Source organism: Bacillus cereus group sp. BfR-BA-01316 (assembly GCF_022664195.1).
Taxonomy (GTDB): domain Bacteria; phylum Bacillota; class Bacilli; order Bacillales; family Bacillaceae_G; genus Bacillus_A.
On the sequence record NZ_JAKUGX010000024.1, the window covers coordinates 45018 to 65109 of the forward strand.

Here is a 20092-nt window from a genome sequence, read left to right on the forward strand (position 1 = left end):
TAAATCCCCCCTTTTCACTTTGCAAATCCATTTAATGTAAGCGTTTTAAAAATTATTCATAGTAAAAATAATTATTTAAAAGAGCAAAAATACATATTACTTATATTAATCACTACCTGTTATTAAAAGGTCATCCCTCACTGTTATTAGTAGTTTTTGATCAGCGATAGCTTGTCCTTCTACTACTTCTAATGATTCGATATAACCACTGATTCCCACTTTAATTTCCACTTGCTGCTTATCTATTGTTTCAATTAACGCTAATTTTTCCCACTCATATACGTAAGAACTTTCAGTAACAAATAATTTCTCTACTTTCCCGTAACAAGGACTATACACACCTTCTATAACCGTCTTCACTTTATAAATTCCTCCCTCTTATTAATTGGCACTGAAACGTTGCATAACCTATAAAGATTCATAATCCCCCTACTCTTTAAATTTAGAGATCTCAACTACTATTCATGCAAAATACGTACCAACCTCAACACCTATGTAAAATTGGGATTTCTTACGAAAAAAATCTACATAACCGCAAAATTTTTCTATCATTTGAAAAGTTTTAAGAGAAAATAGCAAAAAAATTTTGCGATTTTATAAGAATTTTAATAAAATTATAAAAAGTCAGTCTTCATAGGGTATAACGAGGAGAAGATAATACATGCATACAGAAGAAATCAATTTTAAAAAGATTATTGCAATGAATATGCTATATGAAACTTTACTTAATGAACTAGATATTGGGATTCATATTATTAATGAAGAAAGTAAAACGATTATCTATAACCGTAAAATGATGGACATTGAATCAATGGATCGTTCTGATGTGCTAGATAAAAATCCTTTAGAAGTATTTGCATTCGAAGAAAATAAAAATAGTACTCTTATAGAGGCGTTAAAACTTGGAAAAACAAACAAAAATATAAAACAAACTTATTTTAACAATAAAGGACAAGAGATTACGACGATTAACGATACTTTTCCTATAATAGAAAATGGAAAAATTAAAGGCGCTATTGAAATTTCAAAAGAGATTAGTCATTTAAAGCAAACAATGAAAACGAACCTTTCTCGCAAACAAAATACTAAGTTTACCTTTGATCACATAATTGGTGATTCTAGAGCTATTCAATCGGTCATTGCAGAAGCAAAGAGAGTAATACGTACATCCTCCTCCGTACTTCTCATCGGAGAAACAGGGACTGGTAAAGAGCTATTTGCGCAAAGCATCCATAATGAAAGCCAGCGTTCAACAAAACCATTTATTTCGCAAAACTGTGCCGCTATACCAGAAACCTTAATGGAAAGTCTACTGTTTGGTACAAATCGAGGTGCTTTTACAGGAGCAATAGATAAACCTGGTTTATTTGAAGAAGCAAACGGCGGGACTTTGTTATTAGATGAGATCAACTCATTAAGTCCAACACTTCAAGCTAAATTGCTGCGAGCTATACAAGAAAAAACAATACGAAGAATTGGAGGCACACAAGAAAAAGAAATTGATGTTCGTATTATAGCAACTATTAATGAAGACCCTCTTGAAGCCATAGCATACAATCGATTAAGGCAAGACTTATATTACCGATTAAGCGTTGTTACTTTATGTCTTCCACCTTTACGGGAACGAAAAGAAGATATTGCATATCTTGTTCAACACTTTATTGAAAAATACAATATCCAATTTGATCTTAGCGTAAAAGATGTAGATTTAAACGTAAATAACTTCTTCTATAAATACGATTGGCCTGGTAATGTGAGAGAACTAGAACATATAATTGAAGGCTCCATGAACTTAATAGAAGATGAGGATATCATTACAGCGTTCCATATGCCAACGCACTTTCGCGAACTAGCAAAAAAGGAACTCAATATGCAGACTCCGCTAACTAGTCACAATACTGATACACCACAGACTTTAAAACATATAATCGAAGAAATGGAAAAGAAATATATCCATCAAATTCTTAAAGAAAATAAAGGTAATATCTCACAAGCCGCAAAATTTTTAGGATTGAGCAGACAAAACTTACAATATCGAATTAAAAAATTGCATTTACACATATGAAATAAAGTGAAACTTTAATCAGTGGGGGTTTTGTCCATCCCCCACTGATTATTAGCCCACACCAATTGAGCTTTTACGGGCAGCCCGACTCCCACCTAACTTCCTCGCATTCGCCGAATTTCGAGGTGGAAGTCTTACTGTCCTCAAATAGCGGGATGAGTCTTTCTCCAAGCACAAGTAATTAATTGGAAAAATACGTTATAATATACATGTGACATGATAGAAAGGGGCGATATATATGAGTAATGATAACAAGTTAAAGTTATTACACTATTTAGGCCTTTTCCCTACCATCCTATGTATAATGCTATTCATTGATATGAGCAGCTTTCCTTATGCAAAGCTATTAGGCACAATTAGCGGCTCCTTTGCAGCTATTATGCTTGCTTCTTTTTGGAATTTGAAGCTACGTATGAAGAAAGAAAAATCTTCTTAATTTCAAAGTACAAAAAAAATCGAGCCTTATTAGCTCGATTTTTTTACTTATTATTAAAATTTAACACTCTCCAAATACAACCCGCTCGCCTCAGCCAGACAATTAATTTGATTACGTTGTTTTTCCTCTAAAATGTTTGGAATTGCGTCCGCCTCTAATTGCCCTAATCCAACTTCAATTAATGCTCCAACAATTTTTCGCACCATGTTATGAAGGAATCCGTTACCACTTATTCTAATTTGTACAAATCCTGCTTCTTCGGAAACCTCAAGCGTATATACTTCTCGAACCATAGACTTTTTCTTAGACTTCGCATTCGAAAAAGCAGTAAAATCATGTGAACCAATTAAATATTGAGCAGCTTTCTTCATGCTTTTCACATTTAATTTTTTATTAACGTGCATGCTATATTTACGCATAAATGGATTCGTATGCTCTTCATTCCAAATCTTATAAAGATATGTTTTTGCTTTAGAATTGTAACGAGCATGGAAGCGCTCTGAAACTTCTTCTACATTCGTAATACTAATATCATTTGGTAAATATTGATTTAAATACTTTTTCACTTTATGTTCCACTAACTTCTCATCACTTTGAAAGTTAACCACTTGATTCAAAGCATGTACACCAGCATCAGTTCTACTACAGCCGATAATTTCAGTTTCTTTCCCGACCATTTCAGATATTACACTTTCAATTTTCCCTTGAATCGTATTGTCATTATTGCCAAGACGTTGCCACCCTTTATAACGCGCACCGTCATATTGAATCGTCAATTTATAATTGTTCATCATATTCTCCTTACTTCCATTCGCTAAATAAAATATACCCTCACATTGCTCCTGCTTTGTGAGGGACATATCCTTATTGAATGTTACTTTCTGACAAGTTTCACTACATTTTCTACATGAGCTGTATGCGGGAACATATCAACTGGTTGTACATACTCCACTTCATAGCTCTCCATTAATGTTTCCACATCACGTGCTAATGAGGATGGATTACAAGACACGTAAACAACTTGTTTCGGTTTCACTTTTAAAATCGTTTCAAGTAATTTATCATCGCAACCTGTACGCGGTGGATCGACAACAATGACATCTGGACTCCAGCCTTCTTTCACCCATTTCGGTAACCATTGTTCCGCTTTACCAGCTTCATACTTTGCATTTGTGAATCCGTGGCGTTTTGCATTTTTCTTTGCATCTTCAATCGCTTCTGGAATTACATCCATACCACGTACTTCCGCTGCATCATTCGCAAGCCAAAGTCCAATCGTACCGACTCCACAATACGCATCCACAATCTTCTCGTTTCCTGTTAAAGCAGCCGCTTTTTTCGCTTCATCGTATAAAACAACCGTTTGTTCTGGATTTAATTGGAAGAATGCGCGTGCTGATAATTCAAATGATAAATCACCTAGTGTTTCTTGAATTACTTCTTTTCCAGCTAATTTAAATGTTTTATCACCGAAAATAACAGATGTTTTACGCCAGTTTACGTTTTGCATAATTGATTTAACACTTGGCATTTGTTTTTGTACTTCTGCAATAAATTGATCTTTATTTGGTAATTCTTCTTTTGTTGTAATAAGTGTGACTTGCACTTCCCCTGTTTGAACTGCAGTACGTGTCACAATTGTGCGTACTAAACCCTTTTGTTTTTTCTCATTGTAAATAGAAACATTTAATTTTTCTAATATACGTCTTACAACTTTTGTCGCTTCATTCGTTGCTTTATGTTGAATCATGCAATGAGAAATATCAATTAATTGATGTGAGTTTTGCTTATATAACCCTGTAATAACCTTTTCGTCTTTACGCCCCACTTGCAATTGACTTTTATTACGATAATGCCATGGATTTTCCATACCAAGCGTCGGGCGAATTTTTTCTTCCAGACTGTTATTCATGTACTTTTCGAATGCTTGTACAACGATATCACGCTTTTGATTTAATTGTTCTTTATAATCTAAATGCTGCAATTGACAGCCACCACACTCCTCATATACTGAACATGGTGCTTTCACACGATGTGGTGATGATTTACGAACCTTCTTCACTTTCGCTTCAGCGAAGCCACGCTGAATTTTCGTTGTTTCAGCAACAACTTCTTCTCCTGGTAATGCCCCTGGAATGAAAACAACTTGTCTCTTAAAATAACCAACGCCTTCTCCGTTAATCCCCAGACGTTTAATTGTCACAGGAAACGTTTGACCAACTTCCAACTTACTCTCTTGTTGCTTTTGTATCATTATTACACCTCTACTCTATACTTTTCCATAAATATAACGCTGCATAACTGCAATATGGTTCACACTCTTGTTTCACTTTTTCTAAAAATGCATCATCAGGCTTATTATCTAATTGAAATATACCTTGAAGTGCACGCCTAATCCCGATATCTGCTTCTGGAAACATGTTTTTCCGGCCAAGCCCAAACATTAAAAAGTTTTGCACTGTCCATGCTCCAATACCCCTTATTGGTAACAATTGTGCCGATACTTCTTCTTCTGTTTCGTTTTCTATCCTTGCTAAATCTAATTTACCGCCTGCAATATGTTTTGCTAATCCTACTATATATTCGGCTTTTCGCTGACTAAACTTCTGCTCTCTCAATTCCTCTATTGAAATATTCGCTACTGTTTCTGGTGTTGGGAAAAAGAAAACGCCGTTCTTCTCTGTCCCATATCGTTTTACAAATTGATCTGTTAGCACCGTAGCAAATTTCAAATTTATTTGTTGATGAATAATACAACGAAGAAGACAAGCGAAATAATCAAATTCTAATATAATTGGAGTATAAGCATATGTTTCAAACAGTGGACGTAATGATGTGTTTAAAAAATGATCTTGTATATTTTGAAACGGCTCATTCCAGTGAAAAATGGACCTCATTCGTTTCATTACTTTCTCTTGATCTCCTGCCTGACTAGAAATCCAAAACTGTGGATTTTGAACAGTACCAATCCCTTGCAAACGAACAACAATTTGTTCTTCGTCTATAAAAAGCGGGACATAAATTATTTTCTCGTCTAATTGAATGACGTTTAACGGGTCGAAAGATAAACGCTTTAGCACTTCTTCAAAATGGTACGGATATTCTAACGTAACATGTTCGCTCCACATACGTTTCCCCATCCTTTTTACACATCATTATAGCATGAGAAAACCGCAAGCATACATGCTTACGGTTGATTGCTTTTTACTAAATCATCTAGGCTTTTAAAATGATACCCTTTCTCGCGCAAATCATCAATGATTTTCGCAAGTGCTTCTGCATTATCTTTTGATATTGCATGAAGTAACAAAACAGATCCTGGATGAATCATAGTCATTACATTATTATGAGCATATTGCCATCCTCTTTGCTGATCTACTTTCCAATCGAGAAATGCAAGCGACCAAAATACGTTATAATATCCCATCTCTTTCGTAAGAGCTAGCGTTCTTTCACTAAACACGCCTCGCGGAGGACGTACATATTTCACTTCTTTTTGCCCAGTCACTTTTTTAATTTCTTCCGTTACACTTGTTAATTCTTCACGAAGTTTCTCGTCATTCACTGTCGTAAAATCAGGATGACTCCAAGAATGATTACCGATAATATGTCCTTCATCTTTCATTCTTAACAATAAATCTTTTTGCGTTTTTATATAGTGTCCCGTCACAAAGAAAGTTGCTGGTACTTTTTTCTCCTTTAATACATCTAAAATCTTTCCTGTATATCCATTTTCGTATCCATTATCAAATGTTAAATAAATATCTTTTTTCTTCGTATCTCCTAAATAAAACCCACCATTTTTTTGTAGTAATTCTGTATATAGTTTCCCTGCATCTGGCACCGTTTCATTTTTAGGACGTGGGATTCCCCAGTTATGTGGTGTATTCGTATAAGCAAATGTTGAAACTGGAACAAGTGCCATCATAATTGAAAAAATGAGACCTATATATAACCATTTATATTTCATAAATAGTCTCCTTTCCATATATAATCGTACCTGTAGTTTCTGTTTCCCTGCTTTCTTTCATGCTGAACATGTTTTTCTATATATACCAAAAAATGCACCTCGAATAATTCGAGATGCATTTCTCTTTACTTAAATACAGGTTCTTTAAAGCTCGCCAATTTTTCAAGTGATGTTTTATCAACATCAGCATGTAGACTTTTACCATGAGAATCCATCGTTACAACTGCTTTAAAACCATCGATACGTAAATGCCACATTGCCTCTGGGATACCGAATTGTAAGAAATCAACATCTTTCACTTCTTTAATACATTCAGCATAATATTGTGCTGCACCACCAATTGCATTTAAGTACACACCACCATGTTCTTCTAAAGCCGCTAATGTTTTAGCACCCATACCACCTTTACCAATTACAGCACGAATACCGAACTTTTTCATAATATCACCTTGATATGGCTCTTCACGAATACTTGTCGTTGGACCTGCCGCTTTAATTTGCCAATTGTCATTTTCATCTTTCACTACAACTGGACCACAGTGATAAATAATTTGTCCATTTAAATCTACTGGACAATCGTTATCCATTAAATGTTTATGAATCGCATCACGTCCTGTGTACATCATGCCGTTAATTGTAACAACATCCCCGACACGAAGTTCACGAATTTGCTCTTCTGTAATTGGAGCTTGTAATACGATTTCACGCTGCTCTGTTTGTTCTTGCGCAGCGTCTTGCTGAAGTGTATCTTCACCTTCTTGGTATAACCAATCCATAATTTCACCTGTTTCCGGATGAATTGTTACGCCAAGACGACGATATGCCCAACAATTATACGCAACAGATACGTAGAAGCTCGCTGGCAAACGATTATATACTCCAATTTTACAACCTAATAAAGTTGTTTCTCCGCCAAATCCCATCGTACCAATGCCAAGCTTATTTGCATTCTCTAATACATACTCTTCAAGCTTTTGTAATTCTGGAACTGAATTTACATCATCTAATGTACGGAATAATTGATTTTTTGCTAATTCGTAACCTGATGTGCGGTCTCCCCCGATACCGACGCCGATTACCCCTGCGCTACACCCTTGCCCTTGCGCTTGATATACTGCATGAAGAAGGCATTTACGAATCCCTTCTAAATCACGCCCAGCTCTTCCAAGTCCTTCTATTTCACAAGGCAAGCTATATTGAATATTTTTGTTCTCACAGCCCCCGCCCTTTAAAATTAAACGTGCATCAATGTAATCTTTTTCCCATTGTTCAAACTTAATAACAGGTGTACCTGGTCCTAAATTGTTTCCGCTATTGTCTCCAAAAAGAGAATCAACAGAGTTTGGACGAAGTTTACCATCTTTTGTCGCCCGCTCAAGCGCACTATAGATAGCTTCCTTCAGTTTTAATTGATTCACACCAACTGGTGTATAAATTTTAAACGTTGGCATCCCTGTATCTTGGCAAATTGGCGAGATATTATCATCTGCCATTTTAATATTATTCGTAATTGTGCCAAGTGCCATCGCCGAACGAGTTCCTGCATTTTCTCGTTCTTTCGCTTGTTGAATTGCGCGACGAACATCTTTCGGTAAGTTCGTTGACGTTTCAACAATTAGTTGATACATGCTTTCTTGAAGCTTTTCCATTGTTACTTCCCCCTCAATTGTGAACGCTACCAAAACGTTATGAAATGAAAATTCCATTGTTATACTCTTCAGCTTTTTATTTATCCCGCTATTTGCGGGCAGTAAGACTCCCACCTCAAAATTCGGCTAGAGCAAAGAAGTTATGTGGGGCTGCCCGTAAACGCCCGATTGGTGAAGGCTAATAATCAGTGGGGGATGAACAAAACCCCCACTGATTAAAGTTTCACTTTATTTCACGCCATTAAAGATTAAATGAAATTTTTCACAACTTGATTATACCTTTTTTTCTATATTCCTTCTATTATCCGTACAGAAAAAGGCTGCCAATTTTGTAGTGGCAGCCTTTTTAATATATTATTCGTCTTTTTTAAATTGCTCACATTTCAGTTCTAATTCATCTAACATTGCAAGAAGACGATCTACATCTTCTAATTCTACCTCTTCTGGTTCAATCGTATCAATTACTTCAATGAACATATTTAAACGTTCTTTTAAATATACTAGTTGTGAATCTTTACCTTGAATTGCTTTTCCCATGAAGGCACTCTCCTTTTAATTCGAGTTGCTTTTATTATACCGCAAAAATGATTGCTATGGGCATGTAATTTCATCAATTTTGTCACAGTAATTCATTATAATGTAAGCCCTCTCTCTTTTTTCACAAAAAAGTTTCACTTTATAAAAAGCACATATTCTTCTATTATAGAGAATGGACAAATTGTTATTTCAATAGTCAAAGGAGTATTTCATATGACAATATCACAAATAATGAAGCCGATTACTCCTTCTTACGATCCATGGGAAGCGTATATGGACCTTGAAGAGTACGGCAAACTACTATTAACAAACGTCGAGTTTACAACGACGACGTTATGCAATATGCGTTGCGAGCATTGCGCTGTTGGTTACACATTACAGCCGAAAGATCCAAATCCGCTTCCGATGGAGCTTTTATTAAAACGATTAGATGAGATTCCTTATTTACGTTCTTTAAGTATTACAGGCGGAGAACCTATGCTTTCAAAAAAATCCGTCGACAACTATGTAACACCACTCTTAAAATACGCCCATGAACGAGGCGTTCGCACTCAAATCAACTCAAACTTAACTATAGATTTAGCACGTTACGAACAAATTATTCCCTACTTAGATGTATTGCATATTTCACATAACTGGGGAACAATTGATGATTTCGTTGAAGGCGGATTTGCAATGATGGAGCGTAAACCTACTTATGAACAACGTGCAAAATTATTTGAACGAATGATTACAAATAGTAAAGCTCTATCAGATGCAGGCGTTCTCGTATCAGCCGAAACTATGCTGAATAAACGAACTCTACCACACATTGAACATATTCACCGTCAAATTGTTGAAGAGATGGGTTGTAAACGACACGAAGTACATCCGATGTATCCGAGTGACTTCGCTAGCACACTTGAAATTTTAACAAAAGACGAAATTCGAAAGGCAATTGAACATTTATTAGAGATTCGTGATGAAAATGTATGGATGTTATTTGGAACATTACCTTTCTATGCATGTAGTGATGATGAACGCGATTTAGTTACACTAAAGAAATTACATGAAAGTAAAAATGTAACTGTACGTAATGATCCAGACGGTCGTTCTCGTTTAAATGTAAATATTTTCGATGGAAATATTATCGTGACCGATTTCGGTGATGTCCCGCTTCTAGGTAATGTACAAACAAATACACTACAAGAGGCTTATGACAAATGGTGTGACTCAAAAACAGCAAAATCATTAAGCTGTCATTGTCCTGCTGTGAAATGTCTTGGACCAAATGTTCTTGTGAAAAATAGCTACTATCCCCAAGAAGATTTCTTATCAAAAACATCAAACCTTATGTTATAAATAAAAAACGTCAGCCTGTGTGCTGACGTTTTTTATTTCATTGTGAATGCGATGAAGAAATAAATTTAAAGAATAAATGATCATGAATTGGAATAGCCGCTCCAATCCCTTGAGATGTAATGTTTTTCACGACAAGCCTTTTTTGATTTCCTTTTAACACAAGGTAGACTTCTCCAAACGTTACTTTTCCTTTTTCATTTACTGCTGGCGTATAAGCGTATAAATATCCGAGTTGACTTGGACTAATATTATAAACACGCTCATGCCCTGTACCATAACCAATTGTCGTTTTAAATGAAAGTGGTAATTGTACTTTTTCAAGCGCTTTTAGAAGCATCATTTTTTTCACATCTGTAGCATCTTTCATATCCGCTGTTAAATCGCCTTCGATTGTCTTTTGAGTTTCTTGCTTATAGCGAAGTGGATATAAGCGATTTCCTCCACGATTATCGTACACATTGCGATTCACCTGCTTATATTCCCAATTAATCGATGTGTCTATTGATTCATAATTTAATGCCCATTGCCCTAAATAAATTTTCGCCCGGTACCCTACAGCAAGTGGTGCATTTGAAATTGTCGTTTCATTAAACATCCGAATTAAATCTGGGTTTTCAATTTTGATATTTGCTGTTTTCAATAGTTCTTGCGCAAACTTACTTGGCTGTAAACGCGGCAAATCTTGCGCGTCATTTGGAAATGTATTATCTTTTGAAATATTTAAAACAGATGAAGGCATTTTTACTTCTACCGTTGTCTTTGCAAAGCTACTGTTAGGAAATAATAAAATAAACGAGACCATGGTTGAAAGACATATGCTGTATACTCGTTTCACCTGTCTGGCTCCTTCCTATGTAAAGGTATATAAATTACTGTATTTATCCCGCATTAACGGGGGATGGACACCCCCCACTAATTAAAGTTTCACTTTATTATTTTCCCTCTGAAGCATTGTTATCCCTATTTTTCATAATAAATAAAAACCAATTCCCATAATGACATACGCGGCTAATAAAGTGCCTCCTTCAAACCAGTTTGTATCCCCATCATTTGAAATAGCAATAGTTAAGAGAACAGCTGTGATCATAGAAACAAGTTCTGGTATTGTAAATACTAAAGGCATCTTTTGCGCAAAAAGCATCGAAAGAAGTACTAACACAGGAGCTACAAACATCGCGATTTGTAATGTAGAACCTACTGCAATTTCCACTGCGATATTTACTTTATTTTTATATGCCATAATAATCGCAGATGCATGTTCTGCTGCATTGCCAACAATTGCAACGATAATAACCCCTATAAATAACTCTGACCAGCCAAATGACTTTGCGACCGTTTCAAAAGTATGTACGAGGGCCTCTGACACATAAGCAACTGCAAGTGTTGCTATCGCTAAAACGAGTAGCGCTTTACCTTTGGACCACTCTGGCTCTTCCTCATGCGCTACTTCATCACTTTTATGTTGATATACACCACGGTGCGTAACTAACTTAAATAGCAATGCAGCAAGGTACATAATAATCATGATAATAGAAACGCCAATACTTAATTGATACGTCTTTCCAGCATCCATCTTCATTGAAAAAATCTCTGGAATAACAAAGGCTACGACAACAGCAAATATTAATAAAGCTGAATTATGTCTTGCATCATAAACATTGAAACTTTGTCTTTTATACTTAAGGCCACCTATAAAGAAGGATAACCCTCCTACCAATAATAAGTTTCCAAGTACAGAACCAGTTAAGGAAGCTAAAACAACTTCCGTTAATCCTGCCTGAAGTGCAAAAATTGAAATGATAAGTTCAACGGCATTACCGAAAGTTGCATTTAATAAACCACCTATTCGAGGCCCAGAAACGATTGCTAAACTTTCTGTCGCCCTCCCCATAAAACCAGCTAATGCAATAATAGTAATGCAGTATACAGCAAACATAATAGTTTGTGGCCAATGAAGTGTTTTTCCGATTACAGAAAGTGGTACACCTATAAGCGCTACTATAAGAAATATTTTATTAAACATGCTTTTCATCCTTCCATCGTATGTATTTCTCCTCGATATTATTATTATTATTCATCTCCTAACTTGTCCGATTTCATCACAATTACGTTTAAAAAATCGGATTGAAGAAAACAGTATGAAAGATATTTAAATTATCTTGTTCAGACAGAAAAAATTACGAATTATGAAAAGAGGCTAAAAATATGCACTTAAAAGAAAAAATCGCAACTATTATTCAAGGTCAACGTACTGGTGTATTATCTACTGTACGTAACGATAAGCCACATAGCGCCTTTATGATGTTTTTCCACGAAGATTTTGTACTATATGTTGCAACAGATCGAAATTCAAAAAAGATAACAGATATCGAAAAAAATTCCAATGTACATGTACTACTTGGACGCGAAGGAAAGAAATTAGATGAAGATTACATTGAAGTTGAAGGTATAGCTTCCATCGAAGAAAATCAAACATTAAAAAACAAATTTTGGACTAACAGCTTAAAACGCTGGTTACTCGGTGCGGAAGATCCTAATTACGTACTAATAAAAATCAATCCCGATACAATTTATTACATCGATGGTGCTGGTACGACCGAGCCCGAGTTTTTACGACTATAAAATAAAAACAAGCCCCCTTAGGTGGGCTTGTTTTGTCGAAAGGTTCTTCTGAAAAAAACAATAAAATAGGTGGAACTTTCTAAAGATTCTGTTATATAATAGCAGTAACTTAAATAAACTGTATTAAAACAGATTGAGGGGAGAAATAAAAATTGATGAAAAGAGAAGAACGAAAAAACATGATTGAGTTTATTGAAAAGAAAAAAGGGATTGAACGTGACGAATTATTATTTATGACGGATGATGAAGTAGAGCATATTTATAATGTAACGTACTTTTTATATGAAGAAATAGCAGAGTAGTATAATAAACCCCCACCTTATTAAAAATATACGGCGGGGGTTTATTTCGTTATTTATACATGAGAATGATTTTCATGTATAATAATGTAAGATTGGAGGAATTTCACTATGAGTTCATGGCTATTATTCGCACTATTATCAGCAATTGCTGCTGCCCTCGTATCTATTTTCGGAAAGATTGGCTTAGATGGAATCGATGCCAACGTTACAACAACGATTCGCTCTATTATTATGGCATTATTTATGGTAGGAGTTATTATTATACAAGGTAAATTTCAAAATATCGGTGATGTCCTCCTAAATAAAAAAGCACTGCTATTTATCACATTAAGTGGAATCGCTGGTGCTTCGTCATGGCTATTTTATTTTCTTGCATTAAAAACAGGAAAAGTTTCACAAGTAGCACCTATCGATAAATTAAGTGTAGTATTTTCCATTATTCTCGCGATGATTATATTAGGTGAAAAGTTAAACTTTATGACTGGTATTGGTGTAGTCTTTATTACAGCTGGTGTATTATTTATTGCTTTCAGCTAAAAAACCGCTATTATTAGCGGTTTTGTCTTTTCCTTATGTAAATCCACACAATCAATGTTACAATTGCCGAAACTAATAAAATCCATATTCCATAATGATGTAAACTATATTCAACAAAGCGCCACTTCTCTCCCAGTTTCCAACCTAGGCCAATAAAAACACTTATCCAAATTAGTGCACCACCGTAAGCATACAAACAAAATCGCCACAATGTTAAATTTGAAACTCCAGCAAAATATGCTGTTAAATGACGTACTCCCGGTATAAAGTAGCCAATCATTAAAAGAAATGGACCGTATTTTTCAAATAAATTATGTGTTTTTTCAATATGATGTTCCTTAATTCTAATTTTCGGACCATATTTTTTTAAAACAGGGAGCCCAAGTTTTAAACCTAATATGTAACTTAATGTAATGCCAAGCATTGCACCTGCCATTCCACTTAAAAAAGCAGCTGTTCCTGACATAACTCCTTTTGAAATGTTATAGCCAATAAAAGTCAATAAAAACTCATCCGGTATAGGTAATCCAACAATCCCGCCAGCTAAAGCTATAATAATTCCAAAATATCCATAATGTGCGATTAACTCGCCAATATGTTGTTCCATTCGGAAGACACATCCTATACACGATCGTTATTCCATATTGTGCCCATTCTATCTTTAAGACAAACATGGTATACATATTCACTATACATTGTTTTTATAATGAACTCTACTTCTATTCCATTCCTTAAACAGAGATTTAATCAGTGGTTTTTTATCCATCCCCACTGATTATTAGCCTGAACCAATCGGGATTTTACAGGCGGCAGGGCCCCACTTAACTTCCTTGCATTCGCTAAATTTTGGAGTAGGAGTCTTACTGCCTATAAATAGCGAGATAAAAAATAAAAATTCATAGGCTTATTTTTTTGTTACAATAAAGGAAAGTTACTTTTTGCAACGGTTTAACTCTCAGGAAAAATGATATATCTAGCAAAAACATAGTTTGGTCTATATAATGCAACTTCTACCTATTAGAGTAACATGCACCCTTTTACATACAACATCATTTTTCTAAATTATACAGGGGGAACGAACATGACCATTGAAAAACAATTTATCCAAAAGATTTACTATAAAACATTTTTAACAGAAGACTCTTCCATTCCGGTAGCGGAAGTACTCGGTGAAGCATATATAAATGAATCAAAAAATGAATTCTCCAATATATCTAATATTCGCTTCGCACAAGGTGAAGTTTATTTTCAAACTAACGACTTTGAAGCCGCTATATTCAAATGGGAGAAAGTAAATAATGAACTTGCTCTCTGGGCTATGAAGAATATTGCAGATGCTTATTTCGAATTAGATTTCTTGCCAAAAGCAGAAGAAATTTATACATCTATCCAAACAGAAGATACAACTCTTACGATGGAAGTTTCCCTACAACTTCTTTCTCTTTATATAGAGCAAAATCGTTTAGGACTAGCATTTAAGACGATTAGCGAAGCTGTTGCATTTCAACCAGACTATCCAAATATTACTGCAATTGCTCGATCGTTCTATGAAAAACAAGAAGATTGGAATAACGCTATTGAACTCGCTGTTCAAGAAGGAATTCGAACAAAATCATTACACTGGTTCGATACTTTAATCAATTATGTGAACAGAGGCTTTACTAAAAAAATTAAACCTGAGTATTTCTATGAATCTTTAAAAGCCTTATATACAATTGATCAAGTTCAATTTAAAGGACTTGTTATTTCACTTTGGAACAGCTATGAAAATGAATCATTCCATCTACCTTGGATTCAAACAATAAATCACCTATTCTTACATATTGAAGTAGATGCTAATGACGATTGGAATGAAATTTCTACTCGCTATCAAGAGACGTACTTCGAATTGATTATTGGACAACATTTCATGCACGAATTACAAGGACTTGTACCAGATTTATTAACAAATTGGTTTAGTTTAACGAGAGCGGAAGATTCTTTACTTGTCTCCGCAGCAGTATTAGCATGGAATGAAGTTTCACCGACAACTCTAGAATCATTACTCGTAAAAAGCGCAGGTGCCTTACTTTCAAATGCATCAGCTCATGCAAATGTTGATATAGCAGACGTATCAGCATTATTTGAAACGATTGCTGTATGGGCTGAGAAGAATGATGTAGATTTAGGTCATCAATTCACACTACTTGTTCGTGAGTTATACGATTTAACTGTTACACAACTTCTAGTAGCAGGAGCTAGCGATTATGATAAATCAGCCTTTATTAACTCTATACTAGGAGAAAATATATTAAATGAGGCTATAACAACTTCAATTACATTTAAAGATGATAGTCAAACTGAAATAACTGAGCTTACAGAACTAGATATACGAAATATACCAAGCTTTGACGAACTTCATAACATACTAGCGGTACCTTCTCAGTCAGAACTAGAAAGAAAATGTATTGAAGTTAAATTACCAAGTAGATTTTTACGAAAAAATAAGTTTTCATTCCTTGTCACACCTACTGTGCATGGACAACTTGACAAAAACAGCTCTCACTTTGAATACTTACAGGCAGCAGATAGTCTCATCTATGTACTAAATTCAGCTTCACCATTACATGATGAAGAGCTCGATACATTATTATATATTCGTGAGCAAGTACCAAATTTACAAATTCAATTCGTCTTACAAACAATTGATACGAATACTAGTGAAAATATCACGAACAGCATTAAAAAGAAAATACTCGTACATTTCCCAGAAGCACAATTTTTCCCTTACTCTCCTTCACAAGAGAGTAGTGAACAGCTAGGTAACGTAACAGATTCTATTCTTTCTAACCTTACTCGGCGTAACGTGGAAAAAGAACGCATTGAAAAATTATTATGGTTTATCCAAAAAACAATTGCATACCTTGTAAATGAACGTGTGGAATTAGAAAATACGTTAGTGAAATCGGTCCGCTGGAATAAACATATTTTAGTAAAACTTGATGGTTTTATTAATAGTCTTACTGCCATTCAAAAAGATAAAATTCGTTCTATTACAGAATCTTATCTCTTAACGAAAGAAGAGATTACGCAGGATATACATTCTCAAATTCCTGAATTGTTGCAGAGTTGCTCTGACCTCGTTCAAGAAGATAGTGATTTCAAATTGGTCCATGAAGAACTAAATGTAGCAATGAATGAAAGAATTCAAAAACATGTACAGCAAATGCTTCTTCCTAAATTTACTCAATCTATTCAAGAATGGATTGAAACTGCTCATAATGAATTCATTCAAGCTCAGGCTTATTTAGATGAAATGGGCGATACCTTTAATAAGCTCTATGAGGAAGAGCGTATTAAACTTCCTTGTGATTTCAAATTACTAGATGACTGGGATAGAGATGTTGCAAGAATGACGAATAGAATTACAGTAGCTAACATCAATATTTTATTACGCTTTACACCGACACAATTTTTCTTAAAGAGTGCAGGGAAATTATTCGGTAATATGCAAAAAAATCAATCTATGCTATCAAATAAATATAAACAATATATTGAAACAGAAGATTATACAGAAGTTGCTCAGATGATTTCAAAACAATTCTTCCTTCAATTTGAAGTATTTGAAGGTGCGCTAGAACGGGATATCATGATGTTCTTTAAAGACCCTCTTAGCATATTGAAACAAACCGTAGAAGCGGCTCAACTTGAAATACAAGAAGATGAGCAAACATTAACAAAGCTAAGAACGAACCCAGAAACTTATCATGATCCTTTAACACTCTTTAAATTGCAATTGTTACAACGAAAATTCATGTTAAATATCGACCAAAACAATGAAAATATTGCTTCACAAGAAACAATAAATAAAACACCAACTGTTTAAATAAGAAAAACCAAGCAACTAATTCGCTTGGTTTTTCTTATTTCTAATTTACAATTTTCACATGTTCAAATGGATAATATATCGTCATGAGCTTTCCTAATACTTCTGTTCTATCAATGAGCCCTAAGCCGTTCCTACTATCCCTACTAACTAAACGATTATCTCCCATCACAAAAATTTTATTTTTAGGAATTGTAATCGGTCCAAAATCTTCAGTTAAATTGATAAGTAATTTTTCTGCCTGTTTTTTATTATTCTTTAAATACTCTTCGTTTTTCACTTGATGATTAACATATAATTGATCATTCTTCATCTCAATTACATCTCCTGGCAATCCAATAACTCTCTTCACGTAGAAATTATCTGTCTTCACGACAATAATATCCTCTCTCTCATAACTTTCAAATCTCTTTGCAAGTTTATTAATAATTACTTTATCTCCATCTTGTAACGTCGGCCTCATCGATGCTCCTTTTACAGTCGTAGGAAAAAACAAAAAGATTTTTGCCAAAAACACCAATAAACATGCAATTGCAATTATTTCAAAGAATTCACGCAAACGTTTTTTCTTTTGCATCATTCCACCATCTCATCATCTTTTTATTTTTATTATAAGTACTCCGACTGGTGAATTTCCACAAAATTCTGGATTAAAACATTAGAATATTACAAATATAAAAATAATAATCCCTATAAATTCACTATTTTTATATACTATATTTCCCATCCATCAAGCAGGATTCCCCATATGAAATCCATGCTTAGAAAGTATAAAATACTGCACAAATTAAACAAATAAATATAATAGCATAGCAATAAAAAAGATACTCTCAAAATAGTCTATCAACTATTTTTGAGAGTATCTTTTTATAATCCTACATATACAATACACATCTGCGCTGCGACATATGTAAACCAAATCCAAAGTGGTTCATACTTCAGTTTGCGCCCTCCGATATCTGTCACGCCGATAATAAAATCAGAAATCACAAACAGTAAACCACCAAGTGCTGGTATCCACCATATTCCTATATTCTCGTAATATAAGGCGAATGCAAAACATGCCATTCCTCCAACCCACAAACCGTAAATTAGAGCCCCTATTGTAAAAAGTTTGTCTTGTTTTTCATTTCGAATAAAGAAAAACCACCCTATAATTAGAAAGAGTCCGTATACGAGTAAACCGATCCAAAAACCATTCCATGAAATACCTGTTTGTAAAAATGCTTTCACATAGAAACAATGTGCAAGAGCGAAAGTAACCATTCCTCCAATTAATCGATGACCAATTGGAATTAATCCTGCCATAAATAAATCCCCTACAGTTGATAAAGTCATACCGAGTGCAACCCACATACTGTACTCAACCGATGGATCTTGTAACCATATCCAAATTGCACTTCCTGTTAAAGAAAAACTAAGAATAAGACGAACCGCTAAAGGTAACGGCATATTCTTTCTCGTTCTTTTCGTCTGTCCTATTGCATAAATTGCTCCCATTAAAAAAAGAATAATTTGCCCGACTAACACAATGTAAAGTACATTCATAATATGTTCTCCTCAATAAATACTTTTTCTATCTTTTTTTCGTTACATATAGCACGTTCTCCTTTTTCTATGTAAAAAAAGAAGAACAATACTGTTCTTCCATTTTAATCGTTTTTCTGTTCTCTATGCTACTTGTTTTTCCTGCTCAACTTTCTTTTTAACCGGGTTACGATTTACTACAATAATTCCCGCTGCGACACATGCTAAACCAAATAGTACAAAGGAATGAATTGCTTCCCCTAAAATCAGACTTGATAGTAGCACACCAAACACTGGTATAAAGAACATATACATCGAGACTTTCCCTACTTTGTTATACTTCATAATTGTATTCCATATACAGAATCCCGCTGCTGATAAGAACGATAAATATATGAGCATAAGTATTGCATGTAGATTAAATGCGAATGGCATCATTCCAACTTGAAATGTACCTATACATAGCAATCCAATTGATCCGAAAATCATCTGATATGCTGTCATATACCCAATATCTAATGTTTTACTACCTTCTTTCGCTAATATGTTTCCATACGAATACATCATGGCTGCCCCAAGAAGTAATAAGCTACCTATTCCAAAATGAAATGATAAACTTCCATCACTCGGTACATTCACTAAAATCACACCGCAAAAGCCGATAGATACTCCAATTACTTTTCTCCTATTTAGAGCATCATCTTTATATAAAAAGTGTGCGAGTAAAATTTGAAAGAATGATGATGTTCCTGAAATAATCGCTCCTTCAATTCCTGAGCTGTAACTCATTCCAATATAAAAACATATATATTGAAGAAAAGTTTGAAACAAGCCAATTTGAACTAACTGCTTTCCTGTTCCTTTTTTGAACTTCATATCTTTTCCTAACGCTTTAAAAAATAATAAGAGCATTACACCAGATAAGAAAAAGCGATAGCCAGCAAATAATATTTGTTCCCCGACTTCTTGTGGCTGAATTCCAAGTTCAGCATAGCTTAATTTAATAAAGGGAAATGCGCTTCCCCATAAAAATGTTGCTACTATTGCAGCAATAAACACGCCAATCGGATGGGTAAAAAATTTCTCTGTCTTCAACTTGATGTCTTCCTTTCCGACCTTTTTATGAACAATATTCATATATACCAAAGGAAATGCGAAAACACAAGTTTTCAGTTTATACTAAAACAAAAACATATCATCTAAGAAAAACATATGCTATACTATAGAATAATTACAACATA

Annotated in this window: 20 protein-coding genes; 7 read left to right on the forward strand and 13 right to left on the reverse strand. The window is 34.5% G+C overall.

Annotated features, from left to right (window positions below):
- Nucleotides 1-105: 105 nt before the first annotated feature.
- On the reverse strand, nt 106-360 hold the full coding sequence (locus MR071_RS17580; RefSeq protein ID WP_002010281.1) for a biotin/lipoyl attachment domain-containing protein: 255 nt from the start codon (nt 358-360) through the stop codon (nt 106-108).
- Nucleotides 361-661: 301 nt separating this feature from the next.
- Here MR071_RS17580 and MR071_RS17585 point away from each other — a divergent pair, with 301 nt between their 5' ends.
- Nucleotides 662-2065, forward strand: coding sequence for a sigma-54 interaction domain-containing protein (locus MR071_RS17585; protein WP_242237253.1), 1404 nt, complete (start codon nt 662-664; stop codon nt 2063-2065).
- Between the two features lie 238 nt (nt 2066-2303).
- Nucleotides 2304-2501 carry a hypothetical protein gene (locus MR071_RS17590; RefSeq protein ID WP_105587360.1) on the forward strand — a complete coding sequence of 66 codons (198 nt, stop codon included), beginning with the start codon at nt 2304-2306 and terminating at the stop codon, nt 2499-2501.
- 53 nt (nt 2502-2554) lie between these two features.
- Here MR071_RS17590 and truA read toward each other — a convergent pair whose 3' ends face one another.
- The 6 genes from truA to MR071_RS17620 all read right to left on the reverse strand — a co-directional run bounded on the left by truA (nt 2555) and on the right by MR071_RS17620 (nt 8657).
- Nucleotides 2555-3292: a tRNA pseudouridine(38-40) synthase TruA gene (gene truA / locus MR071_RS17595; protein ID WP_242237256.1), complete on the reverse strand. Its 738-nt coding sequence runs from the start codon at nt 3290-3292 to the stop codon at nt 2555-2557.
- Nucleotides 3293-3375: 83 nt separating this feature from the next.
- Nucleotides 3376-4755, reverse strand: a complete 1380-nt coding sequence (gene rlmD / locus MR071_RS17600; RefSeq protein WP_242237258.1) for a 23S rRNA (uracil(1939)-C(5))-methyltransferase RlmD — start codon at nt 4753-4755, stop codon at nt 3376-3378.
- Between the two features lie 10 nt (nt 4756-4765).
- Nucleotides 4766-5629 (reverse strand): DNA-3-methyladenine glycosylase family protein, encoded by an 864-nt coding sequence (locus MR071_RS17605; protein WP_242237261.1) that lies wholly within the window; start codon nt 5627-5629, stop codon nt 4766-4768.
- Between the two features lie 59 nt (nt 5630-5688).
- Nucleotides 5689-6471, reverse strand: coding sequence for a delta-lactam-biosynthetic de-N-acetylase (gene pdaA, locus MR071_RS17610; protein ID WP_105587356.1), 783 nt, complete (start codon nt 6469-6471; stop codon nt 5689-5691).
- Nucleotides 6472-6596: 125 nt separating this feature from the next.
- The gene (fumA, locus tag MR071_RS17615) at nt 6597-8120 is read right to left on the reverse strand and encodes a class I fumarate hydratase (RefSeq protein ID WP_105587401.1); all 1524 of its coding nucleotides are present in this window, start codon (nt 8118-8120) and stop codon (nt 6597-6599) included.
- 354 nt (nt 8121-8474) lie between these two features.
- Nucleotides 8475-8657, reverse strand: a complete 183-nt coding sequence (locus MR071_RS17620; protein WP_002010264.1) for an SE1561 family protein — start codon at nt 8655-8657, stop codon at nt 8475-8477.
- 213 nt (nt 8658-8870) lie between these two features.
- On the opposite strand from MR071_RS17620, the gene yfkAB reads away from it, so the two are divergent.
- Nucleotides 8871-9998, forward strand: coding sequence for a radical SAM/CxCxxxxC motif protein YfkAB (yfkAB, locus tag MR071_RS17625; protein ID WP_105587355.1), 1128 nt, complete (start codon nt 8871-8873; stop codon nt 9996-9998).
- 37 nt (nt 9999-10035) lie between these two features.
- Here the strand turns inward: yfkAB and MR071_RS17630 are convergent, their stop codons facing one another.
- On the reverse strand, nt 10036-10833 hold the full coding sequence (locus MR071_RS17630) for a YfkD famly protein (protein ID WP_105587354.1): 798 nt from the start codon (nt 10831-10833) through the stop codon (nt 10036-10038).
- Between the two features lie 132 nt (nt 10834-10965).
- The gene (gene cax / locus MR071_RS17635; RefSeq protein WP_142395922.1) at nt 10966-12021 is read right to left on the reverse strand and encodes a calcium/proton exchanger; all 1056 of its coding nucleotides are present in this window, start codon (nt 12019-12021) and stop codon (nt 10966-10968) included.
- A 182-nt stretch (nt 12022-12203) separates the two neighbouring features.
- Here cax and MR071_RS17640 point away from each other — a divergent pair, with 182 nt between their 5' ends.
- The 3 genes from MR071_RS17640 (at nt 12204) to MR071_RS17650 (ending at nt 13459) form a co-directional block, all read left to right on the forward strand.
- On the forward strand, nt 12204-12620 hold the full coding sequence (locus MR071_RS17640; RefSeq protein WP_242237264.1) for a pyridoxamine 5'-phosphate oxidase family protein: 417 nt from the start codon (nt 12204-12206) through the stop codon (nt 12618-12620).
- A gap of 155 nt (nt 12621-12775) precedes the next feature.
- Nucleotides 12776-12922, forward strand: coding sequence for a BH0509 family protein (locus MR071_RS17645; protein WP_000817786.1), 147 nt, complete (start codon nt 12776-12778; stop codon nt 12920-12922).
- 108 nt (nt 12923-13030) lie between these two features.
- On the forward strand, nt 13031-13459 hold the full coding sequence (locus MR071_RS17650) for an EamA family transporter (protein WP_242237265.1): 429 nt from the start codon (nt 13031-13033) through the stop codon (nt 13457-13459).
- Nucleotides 13460-13472: 13 nt separating this feature from the next.
- On the opposite strand, the gene MR071_RS17655 is transcribed toward MR071_RS17650, so the two are convergent.
- The gene (locus MR071_RS17655) at nt 13473-14066 is read right to left on the reverse strand and encodes a DedA family protein (RefSeq protein WP_105587352.1); all 594 of its coding nucleotides are present in this window, start codon (nt 14064-14066) and stop codon (nt 13473-13475) included.
- Nucleotides 14067-14540: 474 nt separating this feature from the next.
- Here MR071_RS17655 and MR071_RS17660 point away from each other — a divergent pair, with 474 nt between their 5' ends.
- Complete coding sequence (locus tag MR071_RS17660) at nt 14541-17324, forward strand: tetratricopeptide repeat protein (protein ID WP_242237269.1); 2784 nt, start codon at nt 14541-14543, stop codon at nt 17322-17324.
- Nucleotides 17325-17367: 43 nt separating this feature from the next.
- Here MR071_RS17660 and lepB read toward each other — a convergent pair whose 3' ends face one another.
- The 3 genes from lepB to MR071_RS17675 all read right to left on the reverse strand — a co-directional run bounded on the left by lepB (nt 17368) and on the right by MR071_RS17675 (nt 19946).
- On the reverse strand, nt 17368-17904 hold the full coding sequence (gene lepB, locus MR071_RS17665; protein ID WP_105587350.1) for a signal peptidase I: 537 nt from the start codon (nt 17902-17904) through the stop codon (nt 17368-17370).
- Nucleotides 17905-18191: 287 nt separating this feature from the next.
- Nucleotides 18192-18872 carry a lysoplasmalogenase gene (locus tag MR071_RS17670; protein WP_088031669.1) on the reverse strand — a complete coding sequence of 227 codons (681 nt, stop codon included), beginning with the start codon at nt 18870-18872 and terminating at the stop codon, nt 18192-18194.
- Between the two features lie 123 nt (nt 18873-18995).
- On the reverse strand, nt 18996-19946 hold the full coding sequence (locus MR071_RS17675) for a DMT family transporter (RefSeq protein ID WP_242237272.1): 951 nt from the start codon (nt 19944-19946) through the stop codon (nt 18996-18998).
- Between the last annotated feature and the right edge of the window lie 146 nt (nt 19947-20092).

Coding starts and splice junctions, on each gene's coding strand:
- MR071_RS17660 (WP_242237269.1), top strand. CDS start 14,541: ATGACCATTGAAAAACAATTTATCCAAAAGATTTACTATAAAACATTT.
- pdaA (WP_105587356.1), bottom strand. CDS start 6,471: ATGAAATATAAATGGTTATATATAGGTCTCATTTTTTCAATTATGATG.
- MR071_RS17585 (WP_242237253.1), top strand. CDS start 662: ATGCATACAGAAGAAATCAATTTTAAAAAGATTATTGCAATGAATATG.
- MR071_RS17590 (WP_105587360.1), top strand. CDS start 2,304: ATGAGTAATGATAACAAGTTAAAGTTATTACACTATTTAGGCCTTTTC.
- MR071_RS17650 (WP_242237265.1), top strand. CDS start 13,031: ATGAGTTCATGGCTATTATTCGCACTATTATCAGCAATTGCTGCTGCC.
- rlmD (WP_242237258.1), bottom strand. CDS start 4,755: ATGATACAAAAGCAACAAGAGAGTAAGTTGGAAGTTGGTCAAACGTTT.
- MR071_RS17640 (WP_242237264.1), top strand. CDS start 12,204: ATGCACTTAAAAGAAAAAATCGCAACTATTATTCAAGGTCAACGTACT.
- fumA (WP_105587401.1), bottom strand. CDS start 8,120: ATGGAAAAGCTTCAAGAAAGCATGTATCAACTAATTGTTGAAACGTCA.
- MR071_RS17620 (WP_002010264.1), bottom strand. CDS start 8,657: ATGGGAAAAGCAATTCAAGGTAAAGATTCACAACTAGTATATTTAAAA.
- yfkAB (WP_105587355.1), top strand. CDS start 8,871: ATGACAATATCACAAATAATGAAGCCGATTACTCCTTCTTACGATCCA.
- lepB (WP_105587350.1), bottom strand. CDS start 17,904: ATGATGCAAAAGAAAAAACGTTTGCGTGAATTCTTTGAAATAATTGCA.
- truA (WP_242237256.1), bottom strand. CDS start 3,292: ATGAACAATTATAAATTGACGATTCAATATGACGGTGCGCGTTATAAA.
- MR071_RS17670 (WP_088031669.1), bottom strand. CDS start 18,872: ATGAATGTACTTTACATTGTGTTAGTCGGGCAAATTATTCTTTTTTTA.
- MR071_RS17645 (WP_000817786.1), top strand. CDS start 12,776: ATGAAAAGAGAAGAACGAAAAAACATGATTGAGTTTATTGAAAAGAAA.
- MR071_RS17605 (WP_242237261.1), bottom strand. CDS start 5,629: ATGTGGAGCGAACATGTTACGTTAGAATATCCGTACCATTTTGAAGAA.
- cax (WP_142395922.1), bottom strand. CDS start 12,021: ATGTTTAATAAAATATTTCTTATAGTAGCGCTTATAGGTGTACCACTT.
- MR071_RS17655 (WP_105587352.1), bottom strand. CDS start 14,066: ATGGAACAACATATTGGCGAGTTAATCGCACATTATGGATATTTTGGA.